General features: G+C 72.4%; 25 protein-coding genes. 6 read left to right on the top strand and 19 right to left on the bottom strand.

The window, feature by feature from the left end; translation table 11 throughout:
- Positions 1-52 precede the first annotated feature (52 nt).
- From ABZV06_RS08405 to ABZV06_RS08415, 3 genes are all read right to left on the bottom strand, one after another.
- A complete protein-coding gene (locus ABZV06_RS08405) occupies positions 53-1,252 on the bottom strand; it encodes a DUF1015 family protein (protein WP_355241597.1) in 1,200 nt (399 codons plus the stop codon).
- Between the two features lie 89 nt (positions 1,253-1,341).
- On the bottom strand, positions 1,342-1,875 hold the full coding sequence (locus ABZV06_RS08410; RefSeq protein ID WP_355241600.1) for a hypothetical protein: 534 nt from the start codon (positions 1,873-1,875) through the stop codon (positions 1,342-1,344).
- Positions 1,876-2,056: 181 nt separating this feature from the next.
- On the bottom strand, positions 2,057-2,683 hold the full coding sequence (locus ABZV06_RS08415; protein ID WP_355241603.1) for a disulfide bond formation protein DsbA: 627 nt from the start codon (positions 2,681-2,683) through the stop codon (positions 2,057-2,059).
- Between the two features lie 223 nt (positions 2,684-2,906).
- Between ABZV06_RS08415 and pepN the strand changes: the two genes are divergently transcribed.
- The gene (gene pepN, locus ABZV06_RS08420) at positions 2,907-5,456 is read left to right on the top strand and encodes an aminopeptidase N (protein WP_355619743.1); all 2,550 of its coding nucleotides are present in this window, start codon (positions 2,907-2,909) and stop codon (positions 5,454-5,456) included.
- Between the two features lie 133 nt (positions 5,457-5,589).
- Here pepN and ABZV06_RS08425 read toward each other — a convergent pair whose 3' ends face one another.
- The 14 genes from ABZV06_RS08425 to ABZV06_RS08490 all read right to left on the bottom strand — a co-directional run bounded on the left by ABZV06_RS08425 (position 5,590) and on the right by ABZV06_RS08490 (position 18,708).
- Positions 5,590-5,997 (bottom strand): DUF5130 family protein, encoded by a 408-nt coding sequence (locus tag ABZV06_RS08425; protein ID WP_355619746.1) that lies wholly within the window; start codon positions 5,995-5,997, stop codon positions 5,590-5,592.
- Complete coding sequence (locus ABZV06_RS08430) at positions 5,984-6,280, bottom strand: hypothetical protein (RefSeq protein WP_355619932.1); 297 nt, start codon at positions 6,278-6,280, stop codon at positions 5,984-5,986. Before ABZV06_RS08430 ends, ABZV06_RS08425 begins: the two co-directional genes overlap by 14 nt.
- 72 nt (positions 6,281-6,352) lie before the next feature.
- Entirely contained in the window at positions 6,353-7,819 is a 1,467-nt protein-coding gene (locus tag ABZV06_RS08435) for an amidase (protein ID WP_355619749.1), read from the bottom strand.
- A gap of 327 nt (positions 7,820-8,146) precedes the next feature.
- The gene (locus ABZV06_RS08440) at positions 8,147-9,154 is read right to left on the bottom strand and encodes an amidohydrolase family protein (RefSeq protein ID WP_355619752.1); all 1,008 of its coding nucleotides are present in this window, start codon (positions 9,152-9,154) and stop codon (positions 8,147-8,149) included.
- Complete coding sequence (locus tag ABZV06_RS08445) at positions 9,154-9,678, bottom strand: 3-hydroxyanthranilate 3,4-dioxygenase (protein WP_355619755.1); 525 nt, start codon at positions 9,676-9,678, stop codon at positions 9,154-9,156. The genes ABZV06_RS08440 and ABZV06_RS08445 overlap by 1 nt, the downstream gene beginning before the upstream one ends.
- Complete coding sequence (locus ABZV06_RS08450) at positions 9,675-10,097, bottom strand: RidA family protein (RefSeq protein WP_355619758.1); 423 nt, start codon at positions 10,095-10,097, stop codon at positions 9,675-9,677. The genes ABZV06_RS08445 and ABZV06_RS08450 overlap by 4 nt, the downstream gene beginning before the upstream one ends.
- Complete coding sequence (locus ABZV06_RS08455; protein WP_355619759.1) at positions 10,094-10,867, bottom strand: fumarylacetoacetate hydrolase family protein; 774 nt, start codon at positions 10,865-10,867, stop codon at positions 10,094-10,096. The genes ABZV06_RS08450 and ABZV06_RS08455 overlap by 4 nt, the downstream gene beginning before the upstream one ends.
- Positions 10,864-11,922, bottom strand: a complete 1,059-nt coding sequence (gene dmpG, locus ABZV06_RS08460) for a 4-hydroxy-2-oxovalerate aldolase (protein ID WP_355619762.1) — start codon at positions 11,920-11,922, stop codon at positions 10,864-10,866. Before dmpG ends, ABZV06_RS08455 begins: the two co-directional genes overlap by 4 nt.
- Positions 11,919-12,851 carry an acetaldehyde dehydrogenase (acetylating) gene (locus ABZV06_RS08465; RefSeq protein ID WP_355619764.1) on the bottom strand — a complete coding sequence of 311 codons (933 nt, stop codon included), beginning with the start codon at positions 12,849-12,851 and terminating at the stop codon, positions 11,919-11,921. The genes dmpG and ABZV06_RS08465 overlap by 4 nt, the downstream gene beginning before the upstream one ends.
- Complete coding sequence (locus ABZV06_RS08470; RefSeq protein ID WP_355619767.1) at positions 12,848-13,645, bottom strand: fumarylacetoacetate hydrolase family protein; 798 nt, start codon at positions 13,643-13,645, stop codon at positions 12,848-12,850. The genes ABZV06_RS08465 and ABZV06_RS08470 overlap by 4 nt, the downstream gene beginning before the upstream one ends.
- Before the next feature lie 20 nt (positions 13,646-13,665).
- The gene (locus tag ABZV06_RS08475; protein WP_355619935.1) at positions 13,666-15,147 is read right to left on the bottom strand and encodes a 2-hydroxymuconic semialdehyde dehydrogenase; all 1,482 of its coding nucleotides are present in this window, start codon (positions 15,145-15,147) and stop codon (positions 13,666-13,668) included.
- A 23-nt stretch (positions 15,148-15,170) separates the two neighbouring features.
- The gene (locus ABZV06_RS08480) at positions 15,171-16,508 is read right to left on the bottom strand and encodes an NAD(P)/FAD-dependent oxidoreductase (protein ID WP_355619770.1); all 1,338 of its coding nucleotides are present in this window, start codon (positions 16,506-16,508) and stop codon (positions 15,171-15,173) included.
- A complete protein-coding gene (gene kynU / locus ABZV06_RS08485) occupies positions 16,505-17,785 on the bottom strand; it encodes a kynureninase (protein ID WP_355619773.1) in 1,281 nt (426 codons plus the stop codon). The genes ABZV06_RS08480 and kynU overlap by 4 nt, the downstream gene beginning before the upstream one ends.
- Positions 17,786-17,805: 20 nt before the next feature.
- Positions 17,806-18,708: a tryptophan 2,3-dioxygenase family protein gene (locus ABZV06_RS08490; RefSeq protein ID WP_355241640.1), complete on the bottom strand. Its 903-nt coding sequence runs from the start codon at positions 18,706-18,708 to the stop codon at positions 17,806-17,808.
- A gap of 148 nt (positions 18,709-18,856) precedes the next feature.
- Here ABZV06_RS08490 and ABZV06_RS08495 point away from each other — a divergent pair, with 148 nt between their 5' ends.
- The 3 genes from ABZV06_RS08495 to ABZV06_RS08505 all read left to right on the top strand — a co-directional run bounded on the left by ABZV06_RS08495 (position 18,857) and on the right by ABZV06_RS08505 (position 21,002).
- Positions 18,857-19,294 (top strand): Lrp/AsnC family transcriptional regulator, encoded by a 438-nt coding sequence (locus tag ABZV06_RS08495; protein ID WP_355619776.1) that lies wholly within the window; start codon positions 18,857-18,859, stop codon positions 19,292-19,294.
- Positions 19,295-19,550: 256 nt separating this feature from the next.
- The gene (locus tag ABZV06_RS08500) at positions 19,551-20,072 is read left to right on the top strand and encodes a hypothetical protein (protein ID WP_355241645.1); all 522 of its coding nucleotides are present in this window, start codon (positions 19,551-19,553) and stop codon (positions 20,070-20,072) included.
- A gap of 156 nt (positions 20,073-20,228) precedes the next feature.
- Positions 20,229-21,002 carry a class F sortase gene (locus ABZV06_RS08505; protein ID WP_355241940.1) on the top strand — a complete coding sequence of 258 codons (774 nt, stop codon included), beginning with the start codon at positions 20,229-20,231 and terminating at the stop codon, positions 21,000-21,002.
- Here ABZV06_RS08505 and ABZV06_RS08510 read toward each other — a convergent pair.
- Positions 20,948-21,727, bottom strand: a complete 780-nt coding sequence (locus ABZV06_RS08510) for a TioE family transcriptional regulator (RefSeq protein WP_355241647.1) — start codon at positions 21,725-21,727, stop codon at positions 20,948-20,950. The two genes, ABZV06_RS08505 and ABZV06_RS08510, sit on opposite strands and share 55 nt — an antisense overlap.
- A gap of 54 nt (positions 21,728-21,781) precedes the next feature.
- Between ABZV06_RS08510 and ABZV06_RS08515 the strand changes: the two genes are divergently transcribed.
- Entirely contained in the window at positions 21,782-23,368 is a 1,587-nt protein-coding gene (locus ABZV06_RS08515; RefSeq protein ID WP_355619778.1) for a DUF6194 family protein, read from the top strand.
- 67 nt (positions 23,369-23,435) lie between these two features.
- Here the strand turns inward: ABZV06_RS08515 and ABZV06_RS08520 are convergent, their stop codons facing one another.
- The gene (locus tag ABZV06_RS08520) at positions 23,436-23,972 is read right to left on the bottom strand and encodes an HNH endonuclease (protein ID WP_355241651.1); all 537 of its coding nucleotides are present in this window, start codon (positions 23,970-23,972) and stop codon (positions 23,436-23,438) included.
- A gap of 266 nt (positions 23,973-24,238) precedes the next feature.
- Between ABZV06_RS08520 and ABZV06_RS08525 the strand changes: the two genes are divergently transcribed.
- Complete coding sequence (locus tag ABZV06_RS08525; RefSeq protein ID WP_355241943.1) at positions 24,239-25,297, top strand: mechanosensitive ion channel family protein; 1,059 nt, start codon at positions 24,239-24,241, stop codon at positions 25,295-25,297.
- Positions 25,298-25,361 lie beyond the last annotated feature (64 nt).

A 25,361-nucleotide genomic window follows, 5' to 3' on the forward strand; every position in this document is an offset into this window, starting at 1 on the left:
CAGGGGCGGCATCGGAGAGGCGGGTTCGTCACACGGTCGGGCGGGTGCGCGGTCAGCGCGGCAGCTCGGCGACCACCAGGCCGCCGCGCGCCTTCGGGGTGAACCAGGTGCTCTTGCGGGGCATCTTCTCCCGTGCCAGGTTCACCGCGACGAAGTCCGCCACGGTCACCGGCGCGATGAGGATGGCCAGCTCGGCACGCCCGGCGTCGACCTCGGCGGTCAGCCAGCTCGCCGGGTAGTCCCCACCCACGTACGTGATCCGCTTGTCGCCCGGGTCCAGACCCAGGGCGTCGCGCAACAGCAGCCGCTCGACCAGGGCGTGGTCCAGGTTCTCCAGGCGGGCGTCGGCGGTGGCGGGCAGGCGCACCGCGTACCCCTGGTCGGCCAACCGCAGGTGGACGGTGCCGCCGGCCGTCGGGACCTCGACCGGGCCGTCGATCGGCTCGACCTCGGCCCCCGCCGCGCGCAACCGGTCGAGCAGCTCGGCCGGCGTGGTGGTCAGCTCGCTGACCAGCCGGTTGTACGGCTGGATGGCCACCGACGCGGGGGTCGTCACCACGGCCAGGAAGCGCGACAACCCGCCGGTCTGGGCGGCCAGGCTGCGGTGGTTGCCGTCGGCGACGACCAGCTCGCCGCCACCCGCCAGCGCGGTCAGCGCGTCCTGCTCGGCGCCCGGACCGAGCAGCCAGATGGCGTGGGTGCGGCCCGCCTGGTCGGTGTCGGTCGCGGCGGGCGCCCCGGCCGCGTCGGTCGCCGCCGCGAGCGCGGCGTGCAGCTCGTCGCCACTTCCGGTCTGCAACAGGAGTACGGGGGAGAGCAGGTGGCCCAGCGCCTCGGCCAGTGCGACGCGCTCACGCACCTTGGCGATGAACACGTCCTCGTTGCGGATGACGAGGCCCGGCTCGTCGGCGCTGGTGGAGATCTGGTCGGTGTCCACCAGCGCGAACAGTCCGTACGCCGTCTCCTCGCCCGGGGCGCTGATCCGGTACAGCACGACCACCTGCTCGGCGGGGGTGTAGCTGCCGTCGGCCTTGGCCTCGGCGAGTCGGGCCACCGAGGCCGGCAGCGCGTCGAGGAACGACGTCCCCAGGCTGTCCGGTGCACGATGCGGCATCTCGATGCCGAGGGCACTGTGCGGGTTCGCCTCGATGATCGCGGTGATCTCCGCGTCGTCGGCGAACTCGTCGTAGTTCTGCGCGCCGGTGCCGCCAGTGGTGATCCAGGCCCGGGCGATCGGATGTACGACCGTCATGCCCAGTGACGCTACCGGCGGCGACGTCACGGACGACGGGGACCCGCGCGGCGTCCACCAGATGAAAGTGCCGGGACGTCGACGTGTGGTCAGCCGGCGCGGCCGGACGCGCCGTTGTGCCGGCGGTGTCGACCGGCGACGACCGGTCCGGCGTTGCCGCGCCGGCCGTTCCCGACGGGACCGGCGATCGTGTTGCGGCGGGGTGTGGCGGGCGGCCCCGGCACGGGACGCTCCGGCGGCGGCGCCGGGACGGGCCGCGGGTTCAGCGGCGGGGTCGGCACGGGACGCGGCGCGGTCGGCGCCGGCGGGGGCGGGGCGGGCTCGGCCGGCGCGGCGGCCGACACCCCGACCAGCTCCGGAGCCGCCGCGACAGGAGCGGGCGTCACCGGCGCGGGTGCGGGTGTCACCGGCGTGACCCGCGCGGGTGTCAGGCGCGAGGTCACCGGCACCCGGGCCACGCCGACCACGATGGGCGGCGCGAGCAGATCCGCCACGTCGGCCGGAAGGTCGGGTCGGATTGTCGGCCAGCGGGAGCCGTCGACCGACCAGTACGCCGCGCCGGGAGTCTCGATCACCCCCTGTCGGGTCAACTGATCGTCACCGGACGCACGGTGCTTGGCCATCGGGACTGCCTCCACGAGCTGCGGTGTGCGGCCCTGCGGGTCGCTGCGGCGGACACCGAGGGAAACGACGCCGCCCGCCCACCGGTGACGCCACGACCGCGAGGCGTACCCGCCACCGGCGCGCCGCGCCCCCGCCCGGTCCCACGAACGAGTGGCCGGACGGGGGCGCGTGTGCCGGGACTCAGTCGAAGATCGGGTCCTGCTCACGGGTGCGCTTGAGCTCGTAGAACCCGGGGATGCCGGCGACCAGCAGCACCCCGTCCCACAGGCGGCCGGCCGCCTCGCCCTTGGGTGCGGGCGTGATCACCGGGCCGAAGAAGGCGACAGGCGCGCCGTCCGGACCGGGCGCGTGGATCACCGGAGTGCCCACGTCCTGGCCGACCGGCCGCATGCCGGCCTCGTGGCTGGCGCGCAGCGCCTCGTCGTACTCGGTGCTGTCGGCGGCGGCGGCCAGCGCCGGGTCGAGACCGGCCTCGGTCAACGCGGCCACGTACAGCTCCGGGCCACGCTCCTGCTTGGCGAGGTGGATCCGGGTGCCGAGCGCCGTGTAGAGCTTGCGCAGGACCTCGTTGCCGTACCGCTGTTCGGCGGCGATGCAGATCCGCACCGGGCCCCAGGCGGTGCTCAGGAATTTCTTGTAGTCCTCGGACAGGTGGTCCCGGCCGTCGTTGAGCACGGCCAGGCTCATCACGTGGAAGCGGATGTCCACGTCCCGGATCTGCTCGACCTCGAGCAGCCAACGGGACGTGATCCACGCCCACGGGCAGGCCGGGTCGAACCACATGTCTGCGGTGACACGTTCGGACACGGTGCGGTCCCTTCGCGACAGGAGCGGCGCCGGCGATCCGGCGTCTCACGAGAATCCTCTCTCCGTGCCTCGCCGACCGGCACCCGAAGGAGAGCGTGACCTCGACCACCGATGGCTGGCCTTACGTGGAAGACTCGGACCGGGCCGGACGTCACGAGCGGTCGGCAGACGGGCGCCGCCGGGCGTACGGCGAGACGTGGGATGGAGACGAACAGTGCCGGGAGTGCGTAACCTGACGCAGGTCGAGGCGACGGAGCGGGCACGCCTGCTCGAGGTGACCGGGTACGACATCAGTCTGGATCTGTCGACCGCCGTGCTGGCGGCCGACGGCCGCACCTTCCGGTCGACGACCGAGGTCCGGTTCCGCTGCGGCGAAGCGGGGGCGAGCACGTTCATCGAGGTGGCCGCCGAGTCGGTGCGGTCCGCCACGTTGAACGGCGACCCGGTGGACCTGTCCGACTGGTCGGCCGAGAAGGGCCTGACCCTGTCCGGGCTGGCCAGCGAGAACACCCTGGTCGTCGACGCGGACTTCGCCTTCTCCAACAGCGGGCAGGGTTTGCACCGCACTGTCGACCCGGTCGACGGCGAGACGTACCTCTACAGCCAGTTCGAGACGGCCGACGCGCAGCGGGTGTTCGCCTGCTTCGACCAGCCCGACCTCAAGAGCGTCTACACCTGGCACGCGACGGTGCCCGCGCACTGGCGGGTCGTGTCCAACATGCCGGTGGAGCGCGAGGAGCCGGCCGGCGAGGACCTCAAGACGATCCACTTCACCGAGTCGCCCCGGATGAGCACGTACATCACCGCGCTGTGCGCCGGCCCGTACCACGAGGTGCGCGACACCCACGACGGCATCGACCTGGGCGTGTTCTGCCGGGCGTCCATGTCGCGCTACCTGGACTCCGACGACCTGTTCCTGATCACCAAGCAGGGCTTCGACTTCTTCCACGAGAAGTTCGGGGTGCGGTACCCGCTGCCGAAGTACGACCAGCTCTGGGTGCCCGACTTCAACGCCGGCGCGATGGAGAACTTCGGCTGCGTGACGCACGCCGAGTCGCACTACCTGTACCGCTCGCAGGTCACCGACTACGAGTACGAGCAGCGGGCCAACACGATCCTGCACGAGCTGGCGCACATGTGGTTCGGTGACCTGGTCACCATGCGCTGGTGGAACGACCTGTGGCTGAACGAGTCGTTCGCCGAGTGGGCCAGCCACTGGTGCAACACCAACGCCACCCGGTTCACCGAGGCGTGGACGACGTTCCTGTCGATCCGCAAGAACTGGGGCTACCGGCAGGACCAGCTCTCCTCCACCCACCCGGTCTACACCGAGATGCCGGACATGGAGGCCGTCGAGGTCAACTTCGACGGCATCACCTACGCCAAGGGCGCGAGCGTGCTCAAGCAGCTCGTCGCGTACGTGGGTGAGGAGCCGTTCGTGGCCGGGCTGCGGGCGTACTTCGGCAAGCACGCGTGGGGCAACGCCACCTTCGACGACCTGCTCACCGAGCTGGAGGCCGCTTCGGGCCGGGAGCTGCGCAAGTTCGCGGCACAGTGGCTGGAGACCGCGCAGGTCAACACGCTGCGTCCGGAGGTGACGATCGCCGCCGACGGCACGTACGAGCAGGTGATCGTCCGGCAGGAGGCGCCGACGGCGTACCCGACGCTGCGCACGCACCGGATCGGCGTGGGCCTGTACGACCTGGCCGACGGCCAGTTGGTCCGCCGCGAGCGGTACGAGGTGGACGTGACCGGCGAGCGGACCGACCTCGCCGAGCTGCGTGGCGTCCGGGCGGCGGACGTGTTGCTGCTCAACGACGACGACCTGAGCTACACCAAGCTGCGCCTCGACGACCGTTCGATGGCGACCGTGGTGCAGCACATCGGCGGCTTCGACTCGTCGCTGGCCCGCGCGCTGTGCTGGACGGCCGCGTGGGACATGACCCGCGACGCCGAGCTGGCGACGCGCGACTACGTGGCGCTGGTGCTGGCCGGGCTGCCCGCCGAGACCGACATCAACCTGGTCACCGCCACCCTGCGCCAGGCCACCACCGCGCTCACTCTCTACGCCGACCCGGCGTGGGCGGCCACCGGCTGGGCGGGGCTGGCCCGTGCGGCGAAGGACGCGCTCGCCGCCGCCGAGCCGGGCAGCGGCTTCCAGCTCGCCTGGGCCCGGGCGTTCACCTCGGCCGCCCGTTCCGACGAGGACCTGGCCACGTTGCGCGGCTGGCTGGACGGCACCGGCGCTCCGGAGGGGCTGACCGTGGACACCGAGCTGCGCTGGACGGTGCTCGGCGCGCTGGTGGCCAACGGCGCGGCCGGCGCGGCAGAGGTCGAGGCGGAGCTGGCCGGCGACCGGACGGCCAGCGGCGAGCGGGAGGCCGCGTACGCGCACGCGCTGGTGCCGACGGCGGAGAACAAGGCCGCCGTGTGGGCGCTGCTGACCGGACCGGACGCGCTGCCGAACTGGCGGCACCGGGCGCTGTTGCAGGGCCTGGCCCACCCGGCGCAGGTGGAGCTGGTCGCCCCGTACCGGGAGCGGTACTTCGCGGCGGTCGGCCAGGTGTGGGCCACCCGGGACAGCGAGCCGGCGCAGGAGTTCGCCCAGCTGGCGTACCCGACGTACCTGGTGGACGACGACACGGTGGCGGCCACCGACGCGTGGCTTGCCGAGGACGGCAACCCGAGTCCGCTGCGTCGCCTGGTCGCCGAGGGCCGCGACGGCGTGGCGCGGGCGATCAAGGCCCGCGCCAAGGACGCCCAGCAGAGCTGACACCAGGAGTACGCGGCCCGGGCCGGCGTGGGTGGGAACCGACGCTGGCCGCGCTGAGACAGACAGGCCCTGACACGTCGAAGCCCGACCTGCCGTGCGGCGGGTCGGGCTTCTTCGACGTACGAGGAGGGGCTCAGCCCTTGCCGGCGTGGCTGGCGAGCTGGTCGAGGCCGTTGATGATGCCGCCGGCCAGGTCGCCACCGCTGAACGCGCCGACCATGGAGAGCGCGGCCAGCTTGGCGTACGTGTCGGGGATGCGCTTGCGGGCGTGCCGCCCGGTGACGATCTCCAACTGGCGCTGGTTGGGCGACACGGCGATCAGCACCGACTTGTCCGGGTCGGCGAGCTGACGGTGCAGCCGCTGGGCGTGCTCACGGATCGGCTCGTCGAGGCCGCCGACGAACACCGAGAAGACCAGGCCGGTGCCCTGGTCGGCCAGGCGCAGGGCCTCGTCGATGCGCAGCAGTTGGCGGGTCGAGAACGGCCCGTCCAGCACCTCGGGCGGATTTTCCGTCTCGGCCTGCTTCTCACCAACGGTCACTTGCGCCTCCGGTTCCACCGGCCGGCGCCTCGACGCTGGCCTGCTCTAGCTTGTGGCTGGTCAGCGCGGGCGCCTGAGCGCCCGCCGTCAGCGCGGTGCCGGCCGAGTCGGCCAGCTGCTCCGGGCGGCCCAGGAACCAGACCGGAGTGAACTCGAAGGGTCGGCCCGGCCGGTAGCGCTTGGCGCCACCACCACCGCCGTTGGCACCCCCACGGCTGCCGGCGTACGTCAGGCCGGCGATCACCAGCACTGCCGCCAACGGGATGCCGACGAAGACCAGCACCGTCTCGGTAACAGACAATCCCAACGCCCCCAGGCGGAAGAAGGACCTCGAACAAGCGGGTCGGATGGACGATCATGATGGCGACCGGCCAACTCCGTCGCCATTCACGTTAGCGGAGTCGACGGCTCGCCAGATTGCGGGGTGCCGATCCCATCCGTCACTGGCGTGCTCCAGTTGCGCAGCGGTAGCGATGAGCCGCGCGTCGTCGCCGTACCGGGCGCTGAGCAGCACCCCGACGGGCAGCCCGTCGGTGGTCGTGGTGGCCAGCGGCAGGGAGACCGAGGGATCGCCCGTGACGTTGAAGATGGCGCTGTAGGGCGAGAAGCGGCGCTGCCGGTCGAAATCGGCCGCCGGGTCGCCGTCGGCGGTGAACCAGCCGACGGGCGCCTGTGGCGCGGCCAGGGTGGGGCAGAGCAGGAGATCGCAGCCGGCGGTGCGGGCCGCGCCGAGACGTACCTGCGCCTGAAGCTCGCCGAGGGTCGCGGACAGCGCCCCGGCGGACACCTCGGCGCCCCGGGCGCGCAGCAGTCGGGTCAGCGGCAACAGCTCCGGCTCGCGGTGCGCCGGCACCGGGGCGAGCGCCAGGACGTACCAGATGATCTCGAACAGCGGCCACGCCGCCGGCGTGAGTGGCGGCGGTACCTCGACCACCTCGTGGCCGAGGGCGGTGAGCAGTGCGGCGGCGGTGTCGACGGCGGCCACACAGTCGGGGTGCACCGGCTCGTCGGCGAGCATCGGCGTGGTGAACCGGCCGATCCGCACGCGGCCCGGATCGGCCCGGCGCGCGGCGGCCAGGTATCCCCCGGGCGGCGCGGGCGGGGGCAGGTAGGGCTCGCCGGGCACCGGGACGGCCATGACGTCGAGCAGCGCGGCGACGTCAGCCATCGTCCGCCCGAGCGGCCCGCTGGTGGGCAGGCCGAACGCACCGGAGCCGAGCGGCCCGCCGGAGACCAGGCCGCGACTGGGCTTGTAGCCGATCAGGCCGCAGAGCGACGCCGGGATGCGCAGCGAGCCGCCGCCGTCGGACCCCTGGGCGACCGGGACCAGGCCGGCCGCGACCGCAGCCGCCGCGCCGCCGCTGGAACCACCGGCGGTGTACGCCAACTGCCACGGATTGCGGGCCGGCGGCGCGACGCGGCCCTCCGAGTAGAGCGAGCAGCCCAGCTCCGAGGTGGTCGTCTTGCCGAGGCTGACGAGGCCGGCGGCCTTGATGAACCGGACCACGTCGGCGTCGACGGGCGGGACGAAGTCGGCGAAGGCGGCCGAGCCGAGAGTGGTGCGTACCCCGGCGGTGAGGGTGAGGTCCTTGATGGCGGTCGGTACGCCGTGCAGCGGGCCGCGCCCCTGCGCCGGCGCGGCGTCGGCGGCGCGGGCGGCGGCATGGGCCAACTCGGGTGTGACGGTGACGAACGCGCCCACGGTGTCGCCGAGCGCCGCGACCCGGCGCAGGTGATGCTCGACCAGCTCGACGCTGGACACCTCGCCGCGGGCGATCGCGGCGGCCTGCTCCAACGCGGTCAGGTCGTGCGGCTCGGCCATGTCCTCATCCTGCCCGCTGGGAGCGGCCGTCAGCGGGCCGACACGGCGTGGGCCTCGGCGGCAGCTCCGGAATCCGATCGACATCCCGCCCGGTCCGCCCGCTGGGTCGGGCCCGCCGGGTCGGGCTGCGCCGCCGACCGCCGCACCCTTCCTGTCGGTCCTTTGCTCTGCTTCAACAGAGGCAACAGCAGATGTCCGATTACCGGACACGCGGTGTTGCGTGGGGTGAAGCAGAGCAAAGGAAGCAGAACAGGTGCACGCCGCGCCGCCGACCGAACGCAGGGACGCCGCCCCGGCGACCGCCCGCAGGGACAGGCCCGAGTCGCGTCAGCGCCGCCCGTGCAGGAAGCGCAGGGCGTTGGTGGATCGCAGCTTGACGCGCTGGGCGTCGGTGAGGAAGTCGGCCGCGTCGACCACCGCGCCGACGGGCCGCTCCCCCAGCGGGTACGGGTAGTCGCTGCCGACCAGCACCCGGTCCTCCCCAAGCGTGTCGACAAGGAGCCGCAGCGCCGGCGGCGTGAAGACCACGGAGTCGACGCTGAACCGGTCGACGTAACTGCTGGGCGGCGCGACGGACGCCCCACGGACCAGGTCACCCCGGCGGTGCCAGGCGTTGTCGGCGCGACCGAGCCAGAACGGAAAGCTGCCCCCGCCGTGCGCGAAGCAGATCCGCAGCGTGTCGGGCACGCGGTCGAACACCCCGCCCAGGATCATCGCCAGCACCGACAGGTGCGTCTCGGCGGGCATGCCGGTGAGCCAGCGGGCCATCCAGCGGTCCAGGCGTGGGCCGCCCGGCATGTCCCACGGGTGGACGAAGACAGCTGCGCCCACCTCGGCACAGTGCTGGAGGAAGGTCACCACGCCGGCGTCGTCCAGGTCCCGGTCGCCGACGTGGTTGCCGATCTCCACGCCCACGTGCCCGGCGGCGAGACTGCGATCCAGTTCGGCGCAAGCGGCGTCCGGGTCCTGCAGGGGCACCTGACAGAACGGCACCAGCCGGTCGCCACCGGCCGCGGTGACCTCCAGGGTCAGGTCGTTGAAGATCCGGGCGACCTTGACCGCCTGCTCGGCCGGGCGGTCGTAGCTGAAGAAGACCGGCGTCGGCGACACCACCTGCACGGCCACGCCGTCGGCGTCCATGTCGGCCAGGCGGCGGGACGCGTCCCAACACTCCGCGCCGACCGGGCGGAACTCCGTCTCCCCCACCATGATCATGGCGGCGCGCTCGGAGTCCACCCGCAACCACGGCCAACCGGACCCACCGCACGCCGCGCCGAGGTCCGGCCACCCCTTCGGTACGACGTGTGTGTGCACGTCGACCACACCAGCGGGCATCAGCCCTTGCCCGGGTGCAGGGTGCCGCAGTTGGCGCAGGTACGGGCCGACTCGTCGGCGTAGAACGCCTGGAACACCGGTGGCAGGTCGGCCGCGATGTCGCGGACCTGCAACTCCACCTCGTGCACCTTGTGGCCGCACTCCGGGCAGTACCACTGGAACGTCTCCAGCGTGCCCTCCTCGCGGACCCGCTCGACGACCACACCGATCGAGCCGGCCTCGGGCCGCTGCGGCGAGTGCGGGGTGTTGCGCGGCAGCATCCACATCTGACCCTCGCGCACGTGCACCGTACGCGGCCCGGCCGGGGTCATCAGGTTGATGTGCATGTTGCCCTTGACCTGGTAGAAGAACTCCTCGTACGGGTCCACGTGGAAGTCGGTGCGCTGGTTGGGGCCACCCACCACCATGACGATGAAGTCGTCCCCGCCCGGGAACATCTCCTTGTTGCCCACCGGTGGCTTCAGCAGGTGCTGGTTGTCGGCGATCCAGCCCGGGAAGCTGAACGGCTCGGCGATCTCACTCACGACTGACCTCCCGAGGGAAGAAGGGCCACGGCCTGAATCTCGATGAGCAGGTGCGGGTGCGGCAACTGGTGCACCGCCACCGTCGTGCGGGTCGGCCCGGAGGCGTCGAAGAACTCCGCCCACACCTCGTTGTAACCGCCGAAGTCGTTCATGTTGACCAGGTACGACGTCACCTGGACGAGGTCGGTGAGGTCCGCGCCGACCGAGCGCAGCAGATCCCGCACGTTCTGGATGACCGCCCGCGTCTGCGCCCGGATGTCCAGGTTGGTGGTGCCGAACTCGTCGACCTCGACACCGGCGAAGCTGTTGTCCGGCCGCCGGGACGACGTACCGGAGACGAAGACGAACCCGCCCGTCACCTTGACGTGCGGGAAGGCCCCGCGCGGCGTGGCCTTGCCGGCGACCACCCGGGCGGTCACGACGAGGCCCGCAGCGACGCCGTGCCGAGCTTCTCGACGACCGCGCGGACATGCGCGCCGGGGCGCAGCGGGACGGCAGCGGTGGCCGCGCCGGCCAGGAACACCCAACCGGACTCCAGGCGCACTCCGTGCCGGCCGGCCAGCCGGATGCCCTCGTCGAGCGCGCGGCGCGGATCACCGAGGATCGCCGCCGTCGAGCCGACCTGCGCCACCCGACCGTCGACCTCCAGCAGCACGCCCAGGTTGTCGAGCCCCGCGGGCACCGGCGACCACGGGCCGATCACGAACGCGGCGGCCGAGGTGTTGTCGGCGATCACGTCCGGCAGTGAGAAGCGGAAGTCCGCGTACCGGGAGTCGATCAACTCGATGGCCGGTGCGACCGCACGGACCGCCGTGGCGAAGTCGCCGACCGGTTCGCCCGGCTCGGGCAGCCGTTCCAGCAGGAACGCCACTTCCGGTTCGACCCGGGGATGGATGTACGCGGACCTGTCGACCACGCCACCGTCGGGCACCCGCATCGCGTCGGTGAGCCGCCCCCAGATCACCTCGTCCACACCGACCTGGGCCATCTTCGCCTTGCTGGTCAGCCCCATCTTCAGCCCGACCAGCCGCGCACCGGCGTCGACCCGGCGCTGCACCAGCGCCGCCTGGACGGCGTACGCGGCGTCCACGTCGAGACCGGTCTCGGCGGCGAGCTGCGGGATCGGGGTGGCCGTGTCGGCCGCCGCGCCCAGCTTCTCGGCGATCCCGGCGACGTCCGGTCCGATCATGACTGCTCCTTCTGCCCGGCGAGGTCGAGTGCCACGTCCACGATCATGTCCTCCTGACCGCCGACCATCCGGCGGCGGCCCAGCTCGACGAGGATCGACCGGACGTCCACCCCGTACTTCGCCGAGGCCCGCTCGGCGTGCCGCAGGAAGCTGGAGTAGACCCCGGCGTACCCCAGCGAGAGCGTCTCCCGGTCGACCTGGACCGGCCGGTCCTGCAACGGGCGGACGAGGTCGTCGGCGGCGTCCATCAGCGCGAACACGTCGCAGCCGTGCTTCCAACCGTGCAGTTCGGCGACCGCCACGAAGACCTCCAGCGGCGCGTTTCCGGCGCCCGCGCCCATGCCGGCGAGGGAGGCGTCGACGCGGACGGTCCGGCCCGACGGCGACCCGACCGGACCGTCACCGAGGACCCGGCCGTGCTCGACGGCGAGCACACTGTTGGCCACCCCGAGCGACAGGTTGTGGTGCGCGTGGATGCCGATCTGCGTCTGGGGTTCGAGGACCTGCCGGTACGCGTCGACCCGCTGCGCCACGTCGGACATCAGCAGCCGGCCACCGGAGTCGGTGACGTAGACGCAGTGCGCCCCGTACGACTCCATGAGCTTGGCCTGAGCGGCGAGCCCGGCCGGATCGTTCATGTGCGACATCATCAGGAACCCGGCCACGTCCATGCCGTTCTCCCGGGCCCAGGAGATGTGCTGGGCGGAGATGTCCGCCTCGGTGCAGTGGGTGGCGATGCGGACGCTCGTCACGCCGAGCGCCTTCGCCGCCTTCAGGTCGGCGATGGTGCCGATGCCGGGCAACAGCAGGGTGGTCAGCTTCGCGTTCGTCAGCACCTCGGCGGCGGCGGAGATCCACTCGGCGTCGCTGGCCGCGCCGTGGCCGTAGTTGACGCTGGAACCGGCGAGCCCGTCGCCGTGCGCGACCTCGATGGCGGCCACTCCGGCGGCGTCCAGCGCGGCGGCGATCGTCCGCACCTGGTCGACGGTGTACCGGTGGGCGATGGCGTGCATGCCGTCGCGCAGCGTCACGTCCTGGATGTACAGGTCGGTCATGCCACCGCTCCCGTCGCGCGCAGGGCCACCAGCCGCTCGGCGGTGCGCAGCGCGGCCGACGTCATGATGTCCAGGTTGCCGGCGTACGCCGGGAGGTAGTGGCCGGCGCCGGAGACCTCCAGGAAGACCGACACCTGGAGGGCGGTGAGCTGACGCCCGAGCGATGGCAGGTACGCCTGCACCCGGTCGAACTGCACGTCCTGCTTGAGCCGGTAGCCGGGCACGTACTCCTGGACCCTCGCCACCATGTCGCCGATCGAGGCGGCGATGGCGGCGGTGTCGGCGTCGGCGTCCGGGCAGAGGCAGTAGACGGTGTCGCGCATGAGCAGCGGCGGGTCCGCCGGGTTCAGCACGATGATCGCCTTGCCCCGTTCGGCCCCACCGACCACCTCGATGGCCCGGGCCGTGGTCTCGGTGAACTCGTCGATGTTGGCACGGGTGCCCGGACCGGCCGACTTCGACGCGATCGAGGCCACGATCTCGCCGTACGCCACCGGGGTGACCCGACCGACCGCGGCGACGATCGGCACGGTGGCCTGTCCGCCGCAGGTCACCATGTTGACGTTCGGTTCGTGCAGGTGCTCGTCGAGGTTGACCGGCGGCACCACGTACGGGCCGATCGCGGCCGGGGTCAGGTCGACCACGGTGCGGCCGTGCGCCCGCAGCACCTCGTGGTGTCGGCGGTGCGCGCCGGCCGAGGTGGCGTCGAAGACCAGCTCGACGTCGGCGAACTCGGGCAGCGCGACGAGGCCGTCCACGCCGTCGGCGGTGGTGACGACGCCCAGGCGGCGAGCCCGCGCCAGGCCGTCCGAGGCCGGGTCGATACCGGCCATCGCCACCATCCGCAGGCTGTCACTCAGCCGGAGAACCTTGATCATCAGGTCGGTGCCGATGTTTCCCGATCCCAGCACCGCCACGCCGACGCTCATGCCGAACCCTCCTTGCCGAAACAGGTCCGCACCGAGCCGAGCCCGGAGATCCGCGCCTCGTACGCAGCCCCGGGGGTGACCGGCACCATCGGGCCGAGTGCCCCGGAGAGCACCACGTCCCCGGCGCGCAGCGGATCACCGGCGCGGGCGAGGGTACTGGCCAACCAGTGCAGGGCGTGCAGTGGGTTGCCCAGGCAGGCGGCGCCCGCGCCCACCGAGACCGGCTCGCCGGCGTGCTCCAGCACCATCCCGCACAGCCGCAGGTCGACGTCGGCGAGCCGACGCGGCGTGGTGCCCAGCACGAAAAGCCCACTGGACGCGTTGTCGGCGACCGTGTCCACGATGGAGATGTCCCAGCCGGCGACCCGCGAATCGACGATCTCGATGGCGGGCAGCACGTGGTCGACCGCGCGGATCAGGTCGACGGTGGTCATCCGCTCCTCGGTGAGGTCGCCGCCCAGCACGAACGCGATCTCCGCCTCGACCCGAGGCTGGAGCAGCCGGTCGATCGGCACCTCGACCCCGTCGCCGACGGCCATCTCGTCGGTCAGCATCCCGAAGTCCGGTTGGAAGACCCCGAAGGTTTCCTGCACCGCCCGGGACGTCAGGCCGATCTTCGCGCCGACGCGGCGTTCGCCCCGGCCCTGCCAGGCCCGCGTCTGCAACTGCTGCACGCGGTACGCGGACTCGACGTCCCCCTTCGGCAGCAGCCGACCACGCAGTGGCGGGCACGGCTTGCCGGTGCTGCGGGCCTCGGCCAGCTCCCGGTTGGCGGCCTCGATGTCGGCTTCCATGCCCGCTCCCTCGCTTCGGCTCACGACAGGTCCACGCAGACGTTTGTGAGTTCGGAGTAGAAGTCCAGCGAGTGCACGCCGCCCTCGCGGCCGATGCCGGACGCCTTCACCCCACCGAACGGGGTCCGCAGGTCACGCAGGAACCAGGTGTTGACCCAGACGATGCCCGCGTCCAGCCGCATCCCGGCCCGGTGCGCGACACCCACGTCCCGGGTCCACACCGTCGCCGCGAGGCCGTACTCGGTGCCGTTGGCCAGGGCGTACGCCTCGTCCTCGGTGTCGAACGGCGCGACGTGCACGACCGGGCCGAAGATCTCCTCCCGGTTGGTGCGGGCGTCCGCGCCGAGGCCGGCGAGCACCGTCGGCTGCACGTACGAGCCGCCGTCGCGGGCGTCGCCGAAGGTGGGCGTACCGCCGCCGGTCAGCACCTCGGCGCCCTCGGCGCGGGCCAGCTCGTACGCGCCGAGCACCTTCGACCGGTGCTGCGGCGAGATCAGCGGCATGGTGGCGGTGGCCTCGTCGGTGGGCCAGCCGTACGCCAGCTCGCCGGCCCGCTTCGCCAGCCGGGCGGTGAACTCCTCGAAGACCGGGCGCTGCACGTAGATGCGCTCGGTGCACAGGCACACCTGACCGCCGTTGGTGAAGCTGGACCGCACCGAACCGGCGACCGCGGTGTCCAGGTCGGCGTCGGCGAAGACCAGTCCGGCGTTCTTGCCGCCCAGCTCGAAGCTGACCGCCTTCACCCCGTCGGCGGCGGCCCGCATGATCGCGCCGCCGGTGGCCGACTCGCCCGTGAAGGTGATCGCGTCCACGCCCGGGTGGCGGGTCAGGAACTCGCCCGCCGAATCCGGACCGAAGCCGTGCACGAGGTTGAAGACACCCTCGGGTACGCCGGCCGCCGCCATCACCTCGGCGAGCAGCGTCGCCGACGCGGGAGTCTCCTCGCTGGGCTTGACCACCACGGCGTTGCCGCAGGCCAGGGCCGGGGCGACCTTCCAGGTGAGCAGCAGCAGCGGAAGGTTCCACGGCACGATGACCGCGACCACGCCGACCGGTTTGCGGACCGCGTAGTTGAGGGCACGGCCGCCGGTCGGGGTGACCGTGGTGAACGACTCGGTGGGCGCGGTCGCCGCGATCTCGGCGAACGCCCGGAAGTTCGCCGCGCCGCGCGGGATGTCCAGCGTGCGGGCCTGGGCGATGGACTTGCCCGTGTCGGCGACCTCGGCGGTCACCAGGTCGTCGAAGCGGCGTTCCAGCTCGTCGGCCACCCGACGCAGCACCTCGGCGCGCTCACGCTCCCCCATCCGGCCCCACGGCCCGCGCAGCGCCGCGCGGGCGGCGGCCACCGCGTCGTCCACGGTGGACCGCGACGCCTCGACCACCTCGAAGACCGGCTCGCCGGTCACCGGGCTGACCTTGGTGAACGTCGGGCCGCCGTCGACGAACTCGCCGCCCACGAAGTTACGCAGGCGTGGCGGCCCGGCCGGCGCGTGACCGGTCATCAGTGTGGGGTCCCAGAGTGTCGTCACGCGCGCCTCCCTCGGCTGAGCGCCGCCGCGAGCACGCCGGCCAGCAGCAGCGCCGCCCCACCGACGACCGCGCCGAGCACGCGGTGCTGCCGGCGGACCCGGCGGCGCACCTCGGCGTACGGGGTGGTGGAGAAGGACACCAGCTCGTATTGCGAAACGTACCGGCCGGGCAGGGCCCGTTCCAGTGCGTGCTCCACCCGCCTGCGGGTCTGGAAGACCGGCGAGGCGACCCTGTCGCGCATCTCCACGAAGTTCGTCAACGCCATCTGGGCGATGGCCTCGGCGTTCTCCTGCCGGCGACGTTGGAACAGCGGCAGCGCCGCGGACCACTCGTCGGCGCACTCGTCCAGGCAGCGGTCCAACTCGACGACGTCCTCGAAGGCGCAGTTCGCGCCCTGACCGTAGAACGGCACGATGGCGTGGGCGGCGTCGCCGAGCAGGCCGACGGTGCCGTTGACCTGCCAGGGCGTACTGCGGACCGTGCCGAGCACCCCCACCGGGTTGTGCTGGTAGTCGTCGACGAGGGTCGGAGCCAGCGGGATCACGTCCGGGTACTGCTCGGCGAAGTACGTCCTGATGGCGGCTGGGTTGTCCAGGGCGGCGAAGCTGCCGACGCCCTCGTTGGGCCAGAAGAGCGTGCAGGTGAAGGAGCGGTCCGGGTTCGGCAACGCGATCATCATCGAGGTGCCGCGCGGCCAGATGTGCAGCGCGTCCTCTTCGAGCGCGAAGTCCCCGCCCAGCGGCGGGATCGTCAGCTCCTTGTAGCCGTAGTCGAGGAAGTCCACGCTCTCACGCAGCAACCCGTACGCCAGGAGTTGCCCACGCACGGCGGAGCCCGCGCCGTCGGCGCCCAGCACGACCGACGCCTTGGCGGCGACCGTGCCGTGCGGGGTGTCGAAGCTGAGCGAGCCGTCGGTCGCGTCGAGGCCGACCAGGCGGTGGTCGAAGACGACACGTACCCCGGGCAGCGCGGCTGCGGCGTCGAGCAGGGCATTGTTCAACGCGCCCCGGCTGATCGAGTTGATGGCCCGGTCGCCGGCCGCGCTGTACGACTGGAACTGCGGCTCGCCCTCCACCGGGTGGATCATCCGGCCGCGCATCGGCAGCGCGTCGGTCATCACCTGCTCGGCGAGGTCGATCCGCCGCAACGCGTCCAGCCCGCGCTCGGAGAGCGCCAGGTTGATCGAACGTCCCCGCTCGGCCGTGCCGGTACGCGGGTCCGACCTCCGCTCGTAGAGGGCCACCGGGTAGCCCCGCCGGGCCAGGAAGCAGGCGGCGAGGCAACCGGCCAGCCCGGCGCCGATGATCGCGACCTCGTCGCGCCGGGCCGTCACGGGTTGACCCGTCCCACCGTGGCCTCCAGCGCGGCGGCGGCACGCCAACAGTCGAGGTACGTCGAGTACAGCGGCACCGGGGCGAAGCGGACGACATCCGGCTCCCGGGCATCGGCGATGACGCCGTGTTCGTACCGTAGGCGTTTGGTCAGCTCGGCGGCGTTGCCGGCGCCGACGCGGACCGAGAGCTGGCAGCCCCGGCGGGCCTCCTCGCGCGGGGTGACCACCCGCAGTGACCGGTCGGCGGTGACCTCGTCGAGCAGCGACTCCAGCCAGCCGGTGAGGCGCAGGCTGCGGGCGCGCAACGACTCCATGCCGACCGCGTCGAACAGTTCCAGCGAGGTACGCACCGGACCCATCGCGAAGATCGGCGGGTTGGAGATCTGCCACGCCTCCACGGTGGCCGGTGGCCGGGACACCGGCGTCATCTCGAACCGGGTGGCCGCCTCGGTGCTCCACCAGCCCTCGAAGCGCGGCAGGTCGGGATCGCCGAGGTGCCGCTCGTGCACGAAGACGCCGGCCAGGGCGCCCGGCCCCGAGTTCAGGTACTTGTAGGAGCACCAGGCCGCGAAGTCGACATCCCAGTCGTGCAGGGACAGCGGCACGTTGCCGACCGCGTGGGCGAGGTCCCAGCCGACCACCGCGCCGGCCGCCCGACCGGCGGCCGTGATCGCCGGGATGTCCAGCAGCTCGCCGGTGAGGTAGTTGACGCCGCCGAGCAGCACCAGCGCCACCCGGTCGCCCTCGGCGGCCAGGTAGTCGGTGACGTCCTCGGTGCGCAGCGCGTCCTCGCCGGGGCGGGGGCGCAACCGGACCACCGTGTCGTCCGGGTCCAGGCCGTGGAACCGGGCCTGGCTGCGTACCGCGTAGCTGTCCGAGGGGAAGGCCGCGTCCTCGATGACGATGCGGGTGCGGGCGCCGGCCGGGCGGTAGAAGCTGACCATCAGCAGGTGCAGGTTGACGGTGAGGGAGTTCATCACCACGGCCTCCGCGGGCCGGGCGCCGACCAGTCGGGCGGCCGGCCCGGTCAACAGCTCGTGGTACGGCAGCCAGGCGCGCTCGGCCTCCAGGTGCCCCTCGACGCCGAGGCGCCCCCAGGCGTCCAGGTCGGCGAGGAGCTCGTCGCGGGTAGCCCGGGGTTGCAGGCCGAGCGAGTTGCCGGCGAGGTACGCCGACTCGGCGTGGTCGCCGCCGTCGGCGGGCGGCACGTGGAAGAGGTGCCGGTGACCCGGGTCGGCCTCGTCCCGCCGACGTGCTTCGTTTTCAGGGGTGTCCACAGGGGTGTCTCGCTCTCCGGTCACATCGCGGTGCGGGCCGACCACAGCTCCGGGAAGACCACCCGGGCCATGCTGCGCTGCAACCACGCCAGCCCGGCGGAGCCGCCACTGCCGACCTTGGCGCCCATTGTGCGCTGGACCGCCTTGACGTGGTTCCACCGCCAGTCGCCGAACTCCTCCGCGACGCCGCTGAGCGCCTCGGCGAGCAGCAGCAGGTGGTTGTCCGGGCCGCCGTCGGCGTAGACCCGCACCCAGGCGGCCTCGACCTCCGGCTGCGGTTCGTGCTCGACCGCCACATCCCGGTTCAGCAGGTCGGCGGGAATGTCGAAGCCACGGCGAGCCAGCAGCGCGACCACGTCGTCCCAGAGGCTCGGGACGGCCAGCGCGGCGCTGAGGGCGGCGTGCACCTCGGTCTGCCGGCGGAACGGGCGGATCAGCGCCGGGTCGCGCAGCCCGAGCAGGAACTCGAGATGCCGGTACATGGCCGACTGGAAACCACTTCCCTCACCGAGCAGGTTGCGGAACCGGTTGAAGTCGGCCGGGGTCATCCAGCGCAGGCCCTGCCAGGCGGCGTTCAGCCCTTCCAGGTGCAGCTTCGCGCGGCGCAACGGGGCCAGCGCGTCCCAGATCCGGTCGGCGCGCAGGAGGCGCTGGGTCTCGCGCAGTTCGTGGCAGGTCAGCCCGAAGTACAGCTCCATGATCTGGCTGACCATGAGGAACGACATCTCGCCCGGATCGTCGCTCAGCGGTTGCTGCAACTGGTGCAGGGCGCTGGCCCGCACGTACGCGTCGTACGGCACCAGGTCGGCGAACTCCAGGGTCGGCTCACCACCGTTGCGGGCGGCGCGGGCCGCCCGTTGTCGCGGGGTCACCGGTCGTACCGTGGCGACACGGTTCGACGCCCGCCGCTCCGTCGATTCCACCAGTCGTCTCCCTCTGCCCGAAGCTACCGACGTCATGATCTCGCGGTGGGATCGGCCTGCGGAATGCCGGATCAACGGGACTTGCTGGTCTGACCTGACGAACAAAAGGCAGCTAGGCGAATTCGGTTCACGAAAGTAAGGTTCGAGCGTGGACGACATGGACTGGGCGCTGCTGCGCGAGTTGCAGGCCGACGCCCGGCTCTCCTTCAGCGAGTTGTCCCGCCGCGTACACCTGTCCCCACCGGCGGTCGCCGAGCGGGTCCGCCGGCTCGAGGAGACCGGAGTGATCACCGGCTACCACGCCCACGTCGACCTGACCCGGGCCGGTCGCACGGTGGTCGCCCTGATCCGGATGTCCTGTTACGGGGCGCGCTGCATCCTGCACGACCCCGAGGTGTCCGGCTGGCCCGAGATCCTGGAGATCCACCGGATCACCGGTGACGCGTGCAGCATGCTCAAGGTGGCCGCCGGCTCGATCGGAGACTTCGAGGCGGTCATCGACCGTCTCGCCCCGTACGGCCAGCCCTCGAGCACGATGGTCCTGTCCTCCCCCCTGGCCTGGCACCCCATAACCCCCCACCCCTAGCCCCCCGCCCTGCGCCCCCGCCCCCACCCCTCCCCCACACCCCCGCGCCCCGCCCCCTCCTGCGCCGATCTTGCACTTTCTGTTGCCGAAAAGCCCCTTACGCCCTTGTTTGTCGCCGCAGAAAGTGCAAGATCGCGGGAGCCCGGGCTGGGCGGGGGTGGGGCGCGGGGGCGGGGGTTTGCCGTTGGGGTGGGGGGAAAGCAGCGCGCGTGCCCAGGGGAGGGTTCCGGCGGTCGTCGCCGGTTGGGGGGAAATCATGCAGGGTCTTCGCACGATCAACCGCGCGCTCTCGTCCGTTCTGACACTGGTGGGGCTCATCGGGGCGTTCGTCCTGCTGTCGGTCGCGCCAGCCCGGGCCGGTGAGAACACCTTCGTCGAGGTGACACCGAACAGCGTCCCGGCCGGCAGCCGGGTCACGATCCGCGCGAGCTGCGACAACAACAACAATCGGCAGGCCAACGTGCGCTCCGACGCGTTCGGGCACGTCATGCTCAGGCCGGACAACGGCTTCCTCAAGGGGGAGGTCACCGTTCCGGGCAACAAGGAACCCGGTGACTACCAGGTCGACCTGCGCTGCCAGAACAACCAGACGGCCCAGACGATGCTGACCGTGCTCAACATGGCCTCGCCCAGCAAGGGACCGGCGACCGGAGGCGGCGGCACCGCGGGCGGTCGGGGTACCGGCTCGGTCCTCGTCCTCGGCGGCGTGGCCCTGGTGGCAGCCGTGATCGCGCTCGGCATGGCGGGCGGTCGGCGTCGGCCCGGAGCCGGCGCCTGACCCGGACCTGCCATGACTCGCAGATCCGCGCGTACGCGGCTGGACCGCCCTGCCCGCTCCGCGTGGCTGGACCGACCTGCCCGCTCCGCGTGGCTGGACCGTCGTGCCCGCTCCGCGCGGCCGGATCGTCCTGCCCGCGTCCCGGCCGGGGCCGCTCTGCGCGCCTCCGGACGGCTGGTGGCCCGTGTCTCGGGCCGGCTCGGACGGGTCGCCGGGCAGGCGGTGTCCGCCAGCGTGGCCACCACCGACCCGGACGCCCGCCCGCTGCCGCCGCGCCGTCCCGGCGGGCCACCCCTGGCCCGGCGTCGGCTCGGTGACCGGCCGGGGCTGCCGGTCCTGATCATCGCCACGCTGATGGTGCTGATCGTGGCGATGCTCGGCGTCGAACAGGTGACCGGGGTGAGCCTGCTGCCGGAGCGGATCAGCGCGGGCCTGCGGCCGCCGCCGAAGAAGTTCCCGGTACTGCCGGCCAGCCGCCCGACCGCCCTCGCCATCGACACGATCGACCTGCGGGCTCCGCTGCACGACGTGGGCATCGCCCCGGACGGGACCATCGCCGTGCCCGACGTGGGCCGCGCCCAGGAGGCCGGCTGGTACGACCAGGGCCCCACCCCGGGGCAGTACGGACCGGCGGTGATCGTGGGACACGTGGACACCACCACCGGGCCGGCCGTCTTCCACCGACTACGGGAACTGCGCTCCGGTGACCAGGTCGACATCACCCGCGCCGACGGCCAGGTGGCGGTCTTCGAGGTGGACTCGGTGCAGAAGTTCGACAAGGAACGGCTGCCGGTGGACGAGGTGTACGGCGACTTCAGCCGCCCCAGCCTGCGGCTGATCACCTGCGGCGGCCGGTGGGTGGGTGGTGAGACCGGCTACTCGGACAACCTGGTGGTCTTCGCCTCGCTGGTCAAGGCCCGGGGCGGTTGACCTCCCCCGTCGGCGTCGAGGTACTCGGCGAGCCGGGCCGCCCCGGTGAGCATGGCCCGGCCGCGCTCGGTGAGCCGCACGCGCCACTGGGCGAGCGACGCGGCGAGCGGCTCGGCGCCGCCGGCGTCCCGTACCCGACGCAGCACGTCGGCGATGTGGCTCAGCCGGTATCCGCCCCGGCGCAGCAGGTGGGCGAGTTGGGCGTCCCGGACGTCGTCGGGTGAGTAGACGCGGTGACGGGTGACCCGGTCGCGCTCCGGCCGCAGGATCCCGGCCGACTCCCACTTGCGCAGGGTCGCGGGTCGTACGCCGAGCCGGTGCGCGAGCACGCTGATCGGCACGGCCCGCCGACTCTGCGGCGCGGGTCTTTCGGTGGTGAGCGTGGTGACCGCCGCCTCGACGGCGTCCAGCGTCTCCCGGTCGCGTCGCAGCAGGTCATGACCGTGGTCGATCGCCCGCAGCGCCGTGTCGACCTCGCCGCGGTTGACGGCGCGCATGATGTCGCCGCTGGCCGCGTGACCGTGGCCCGCGATGAGCGCGAGGTAGGCGCTCAACGCCCGAGCGTGCACCTCGGTGAACCGGCGGTACCCGGTCGCGGCGCGCTCGGCCGGTGGCAGCACGCCGTCGCGTTCGTAGTTGCGGACGGCCTGCGCCGACAGCCCGTGCCGCCGCGCGAGGTCGATCGGTCGGCGTACCCCTGGGTTTGAAGGTTTTGTGGTTGCCACCGCGCTCCGTTGCCCCGAAGTCTCAATCGCCGATTCAACGATACGGTCGATGCAATGACCACTCTTCTCGACCTGCTCGCCGGCTCGCCGGACCTGCTCGCGCTCGGCGAGCCGACGCATGGTGAGTCCGCCTTCCTCCAGGTCCGCAACGACACCCTTCTGACGCTCGCCGAGCACGGCTACCGCTCCGTCGCCCTGGAGAGCGACCGGGCCGCCGGACTGCTCGCCGACGAGTTCGTGCAGGGCGCGGCCGTGCCGCTCGACCGCGCGCTCGCCGAGGGGTTCAGTCACGACTTCGGCAGCGCGCCGGCCAACCGCGACCTGTTGCTGCGCATGCGCGAGTGGAACGCCGGACGCCCCGCCGACCAACGACTGCGGTTCCACGGTTTCGACGCGCCGCTGGAGATCGAGGGGGCACCGAGCCCGCGCCGGCACCTGACGCGGGTGTGTGACTTCCTCGACCTCGACCGGTCGGCCGAGATCGACGAACTGGTCGGGGACGAGGCCCGGTGGAGCGACTCCGCCGCCGTCTGGGAGCCGGGCCGCTCGGTCGGACGCTCGGCGGACGCCCAGCGGCTGCGGGTCCTCGCCGACGACCTGCTGACCGAGCTGTACCTCCAGGCGCACCGGCGGCCCGCGGGCTGGCAGGCGGCACACGTCCACGCCACGTCGGCGGTCGCCCTGCTGCGCTACCACGCCGCGGCCGCGGCTCCGCTGGAAGACCAGGAACGGTTCGGGCGCCTGGCCGGCGTCCGGGATGCGCTGATGGCCGAGAACCTGCTCGCGATCCGGGCGGTCGAGGCACACCGTGGACCGACGCTGGTCTTCGCGCACAACACGCACCTCCAGCGGCATCCAAGCACCATGACGATGGGCACGACGACGGTGTCGTGGGCGGGCGCCGGCGCGATCGTCGGGGCGCTGCTGGGCGAGCGGTACGCGGTGGTCGCCGGCAGCCTCGGCGTGAGCCCGGCGCTCGGCATCGGCGTGCCCGCCCCGTCGACGTACGAGGGCCGGCTCCAGCGCAAGGGCGACCTCCCCGGGTACGTCCCGGCGGCCGACGTCGCACCGGCCGAGCGCCGGACGCATGACTACCGCTACTTCCCGCTGGACCAGGCCACCATCGACAACGCCGACGCGGTGCTGCACATCCCCAGCGGCGTCGACGCGACAGTGCTCGCCGACCGGATCGCCGCGCTGCCCGACGTCGAGCAGGTGGTGGCGAGCGCGGAGGACGGATCACCCGAGGGCGCGTGGGGTGACCGCTTCTTCTACGTCGGCGCGGACCGCCGCCAACCGTTCGCCACCATCGTCGAGCACGACGTGCCGGGCTTCGACGAGGCCGGGCAGCTCGACCGCCCCGGCGTCTTCCGCCTCAACCTGGACCTGGGCCGGGCCGAGTTCGAGAAGGTGTTCGGCTTCGCGCCGAAGGCGTTCGAGAAGCACCGGGACGCCTTCGACTTCGCGCGGCTGGACACGCTCACACCGCACCCGGGCTACGCGCTGTACGGCTTCGCCAGCATCGTGATGCCGGGTCCACAGCTGCTGCCCGAGGTCGATCGGCTGCTCGGGGTCGCGCACGGACGGGCGGTCGACCGCCACGAGCGCGCGACGCGTCGGGCGTCCGACGAGCGGAGCTGAACCCGGGCGGCCCTGCGGCGGGCCGGGCTCGCGCAGGTCGTGGGGACCGGTCCGGCGCGGGCCCGGGTCAGGCGACAGCTTCGGGCTCGCGCAGGTCGAGCCAGTCGGCCCAGCGCGGGTCCGGAGCGCGGTGCCCGAGGACCCGCCACGCGGTGCCCTTCGGCGCGGTCGGCAGGGCGTGCAGCCGCCAGCCCAGCTCGGCAGGGGTCTTGTCACCCTTGGTGTGGTTGCACCGTGCGCACGCGGCGACCACGTTCTCCCAGGCGTGCCGGCCACCCCGGCTGCGCGGGAAGACGTGGTCGATGGTCTCGGCCGGCCCCCGGCAGTAGGCGCACCGCCAGCCGTCCCGGGCGAAGATCGCGCGGCGGGACAGCCCGACGTGGGTGCGGTAGGGCACCCGGACGAAGCGGGTCAGCCGCACGACCGACGGCACCGGCAGGGCGTCCCTGGCGCTGTGCAGGATGCCGTCGCCGTCGGCGACACAGACAGCCTTGGCGGAGAGGACGAGGATCGCGGCGCGACGCACGGACACGACGCACAGGGGCTCGTAGGTGGCGTTGAGAACCAGCGCGCCGGAGCCCACCGTGGGTCGTATGTCAGGCATCGCGTCACCCTCCCGGTTCAGCGGCTGCTGCGAACCTGCCGCCGACCGGAGTTGGGCACGAGGGCCCGCACCGTCGACGCCCGTTCGATCACCGACGTCCGTTGCGCCAATAGTCCCTGATCGGACCCCGGATTGCACGTACTAATCCGGGGTCGGATATGAAGCTCTTTCCCGCACCTGTCACGATGGCCGGTTCGCCCCGGTCCGACCCGGCGCTCGGACGCATCTCACCCGGCTGGTGGGTCGGCGGCGGCCGGTCCGAGGTCTTGCGGTACGAAGGCAGGGTGAGTGCCGCCAGCGTGACGCCCCTTGCCCTGTCCGACGCCGTATCGGTGAACTGTCAGGGCAGTACCTCCTGCGAGTTCCTCTACCGCATGACCAGGTCCGAATGGTTCGCCGAGGGCAGCTACTGGATCCTGCTCAAGCCACTGCGGGTGCTGCTGATCCTGGCGCTGGCGATGGTGGCCCGCTGGGCGCTGCACCGGACGATCGACCGGCTGGTCCGGACGACCACCGACGGCGCGGTGCCGACGATGCTGCGACCGCTGCGCGAGCGGGTGCCCACCTCCGCGGTCAACCCGGCCGAGTTCGTGCCGGAGCGGCGACGACAGCGGGCCGAGGCGATCGGTTCGGTGCTGCGCAGCCTGACCACGGCGTTCGTCTTCGGCATCGCGCTGTTGATGATCCTGCGCGAGTTCAGCTTCGACCTGGCACCGCTGCTGGCCAGCGCCGGCATCGCCGGTGTCGCGTTGGGCTTCGGCGCGCAGAGTCTGGTCAAGGACCTGATCGCCGGGCTCTTCATGCTCATCGAGGACCAGTACGGCGTGGGCGACAACGTCGACCTGGGCGAGGCGACGGGCGTCGTGGAGTCGGTCGGACTCCGGGTCACCACGGTCCGGGACGGACGCGGCGTGCTCTGGTACATCCGCAACGGCGAGATCATCCGGGTGGGCAACAAGAGCCAGGGTTGGGCCCTGGTGGTGGTGGACCTGCCGATCGGCTTCAGCGGTACGGAGGAGGCCAACGCGGTGCTGCGGACGGCCGCCGCGTCGGTGGCGGTGGACCCGGAACTGTCGCCGGAGATCGTGGAGGCGCCGGAGGTGCTGGGAGTCGAGCAGATGACGGTGGACGGCGCCGTGATCCGCACGGTGGTCAAGACGACCGCCGACGGCCAGTTCGCGGTGGGCCGGGAACTGCGTCGCAGGCTGGCGGAGGCGCTGGAGAACTCGGGCATCACCGCGCAGATCGCCGCTGCCCGCATCTATCCCGGTGTCCCGAGCCGGCCCCTGCCCGACGGCGAGACCGGTCAGGGTGGAGCCACCTGACCTGGCACCCTGGCCGGCAGGACACGGGTCACGGCCCGCGCGGCCCCTGGAGTATCGTCCGTTC

This window comes from Micromonospora sp. NPDC005172 (genome assembly GCF_040608555.1).
GTDB lineage: Bacteria > Actinomycetota > Actinomycetes > Mycobacteriales > Micromonosporaceae > Micromonospora.

What these genes read in the sequence shown, in the direction of transcription:
- ABZV06_RS08475 (WP_355619935.1), bottom strand. Translation starts at nt 15,147, where the DNA reads ATGACCGGTCACGCGCCGGCCGGGCCGCCACGCCTGCGTAACTTCGTG.
- ABZV06_RS08435 (WP_355619749.1), bottom strand. Translation starts at nt 7,819, where the DNA reads ATGGCCGAGCCGCACGACCTGACCGCGTTGGAGCAGGCCGCCGCGATC.
- ABZV06_RS08465 (WP_355619764.1), bottom strand. Translation starts at nt 12,851, where the DNA reads ATGAGCGTCGGCGTGGCGGTGCTGGGATCGGGAAACATCGGCACCGAC.
- dmpG (WP_355619762.1), bottom strand. Translation starts at nt 11,922, where the DNA reads ATGACCGACCTGTACATCCAGGACGTGACGCTGCGCGACGGCATGCAC.
- ABZV06_RS08405 (WP_355241597.1), bottom strand. Translation starts at nt 1,252, where the DNA reads ATGACGGTCGTACATCCGATCGCCCGGGCCTGGATCACCACTGGCGGC.
- ABZV06_RS08440 (WP_355619752.1), bottom strand. Translation starts at nt 9,154, where the DNA reads ATGCCCGCTGGTGTGGTCGACGTGCACACACACGTCGTACCGAAGGGG.
- ABZV06_RS08455 (WP_355619759.1), bottom strand. Translation starts at nt 10,867, where the DNA reads ATGATCGGACCGGACGTCGCCGGGATCGCCGAGAAGCTGGGCGCGGCG.
- ABZV06_RS08520 (WP_355241651.1), bottom strand. Translation starts at nt 23,972, where the DNA reads ATGCCTGACATACGACCCACGGTGGGCTCCGGCGCGCTGGTTCTCAAC.
- ABZV06_RS08410 (WP_355241600.1), bottom strand. Translation starts at nt 1,875, where the DNA reads ATGGCCAAGCACCGTGCGTCCGGTGACGATCAGTTGACCCGACAGGGG.
- ABZV06_RS08470 (WP_355619767.1), bottom strand. Translation starts at nt 13,645, where the DNA reads ATGGAAGCCGACATCGAGGCCGCCAACCGGGAGCTGGCCGAGGCCCGC.
- ABZV06_RS08515 (WP_355619778.1), top strand. Translation starts at nt 21,782, where the DNA reads ATGACCACTCTTCTCGACCTGCTCGCCGGCTCGCCGGACCTGCTCGCG.
- ABZV06_RS08500 (WP_355241645.1), top strand. Translation starts at nt 19,551, where the DNA reads ATGCAGGGTCTTCGCACGATCAACCGCGCGCTCTCGTCCGTTCTGACA.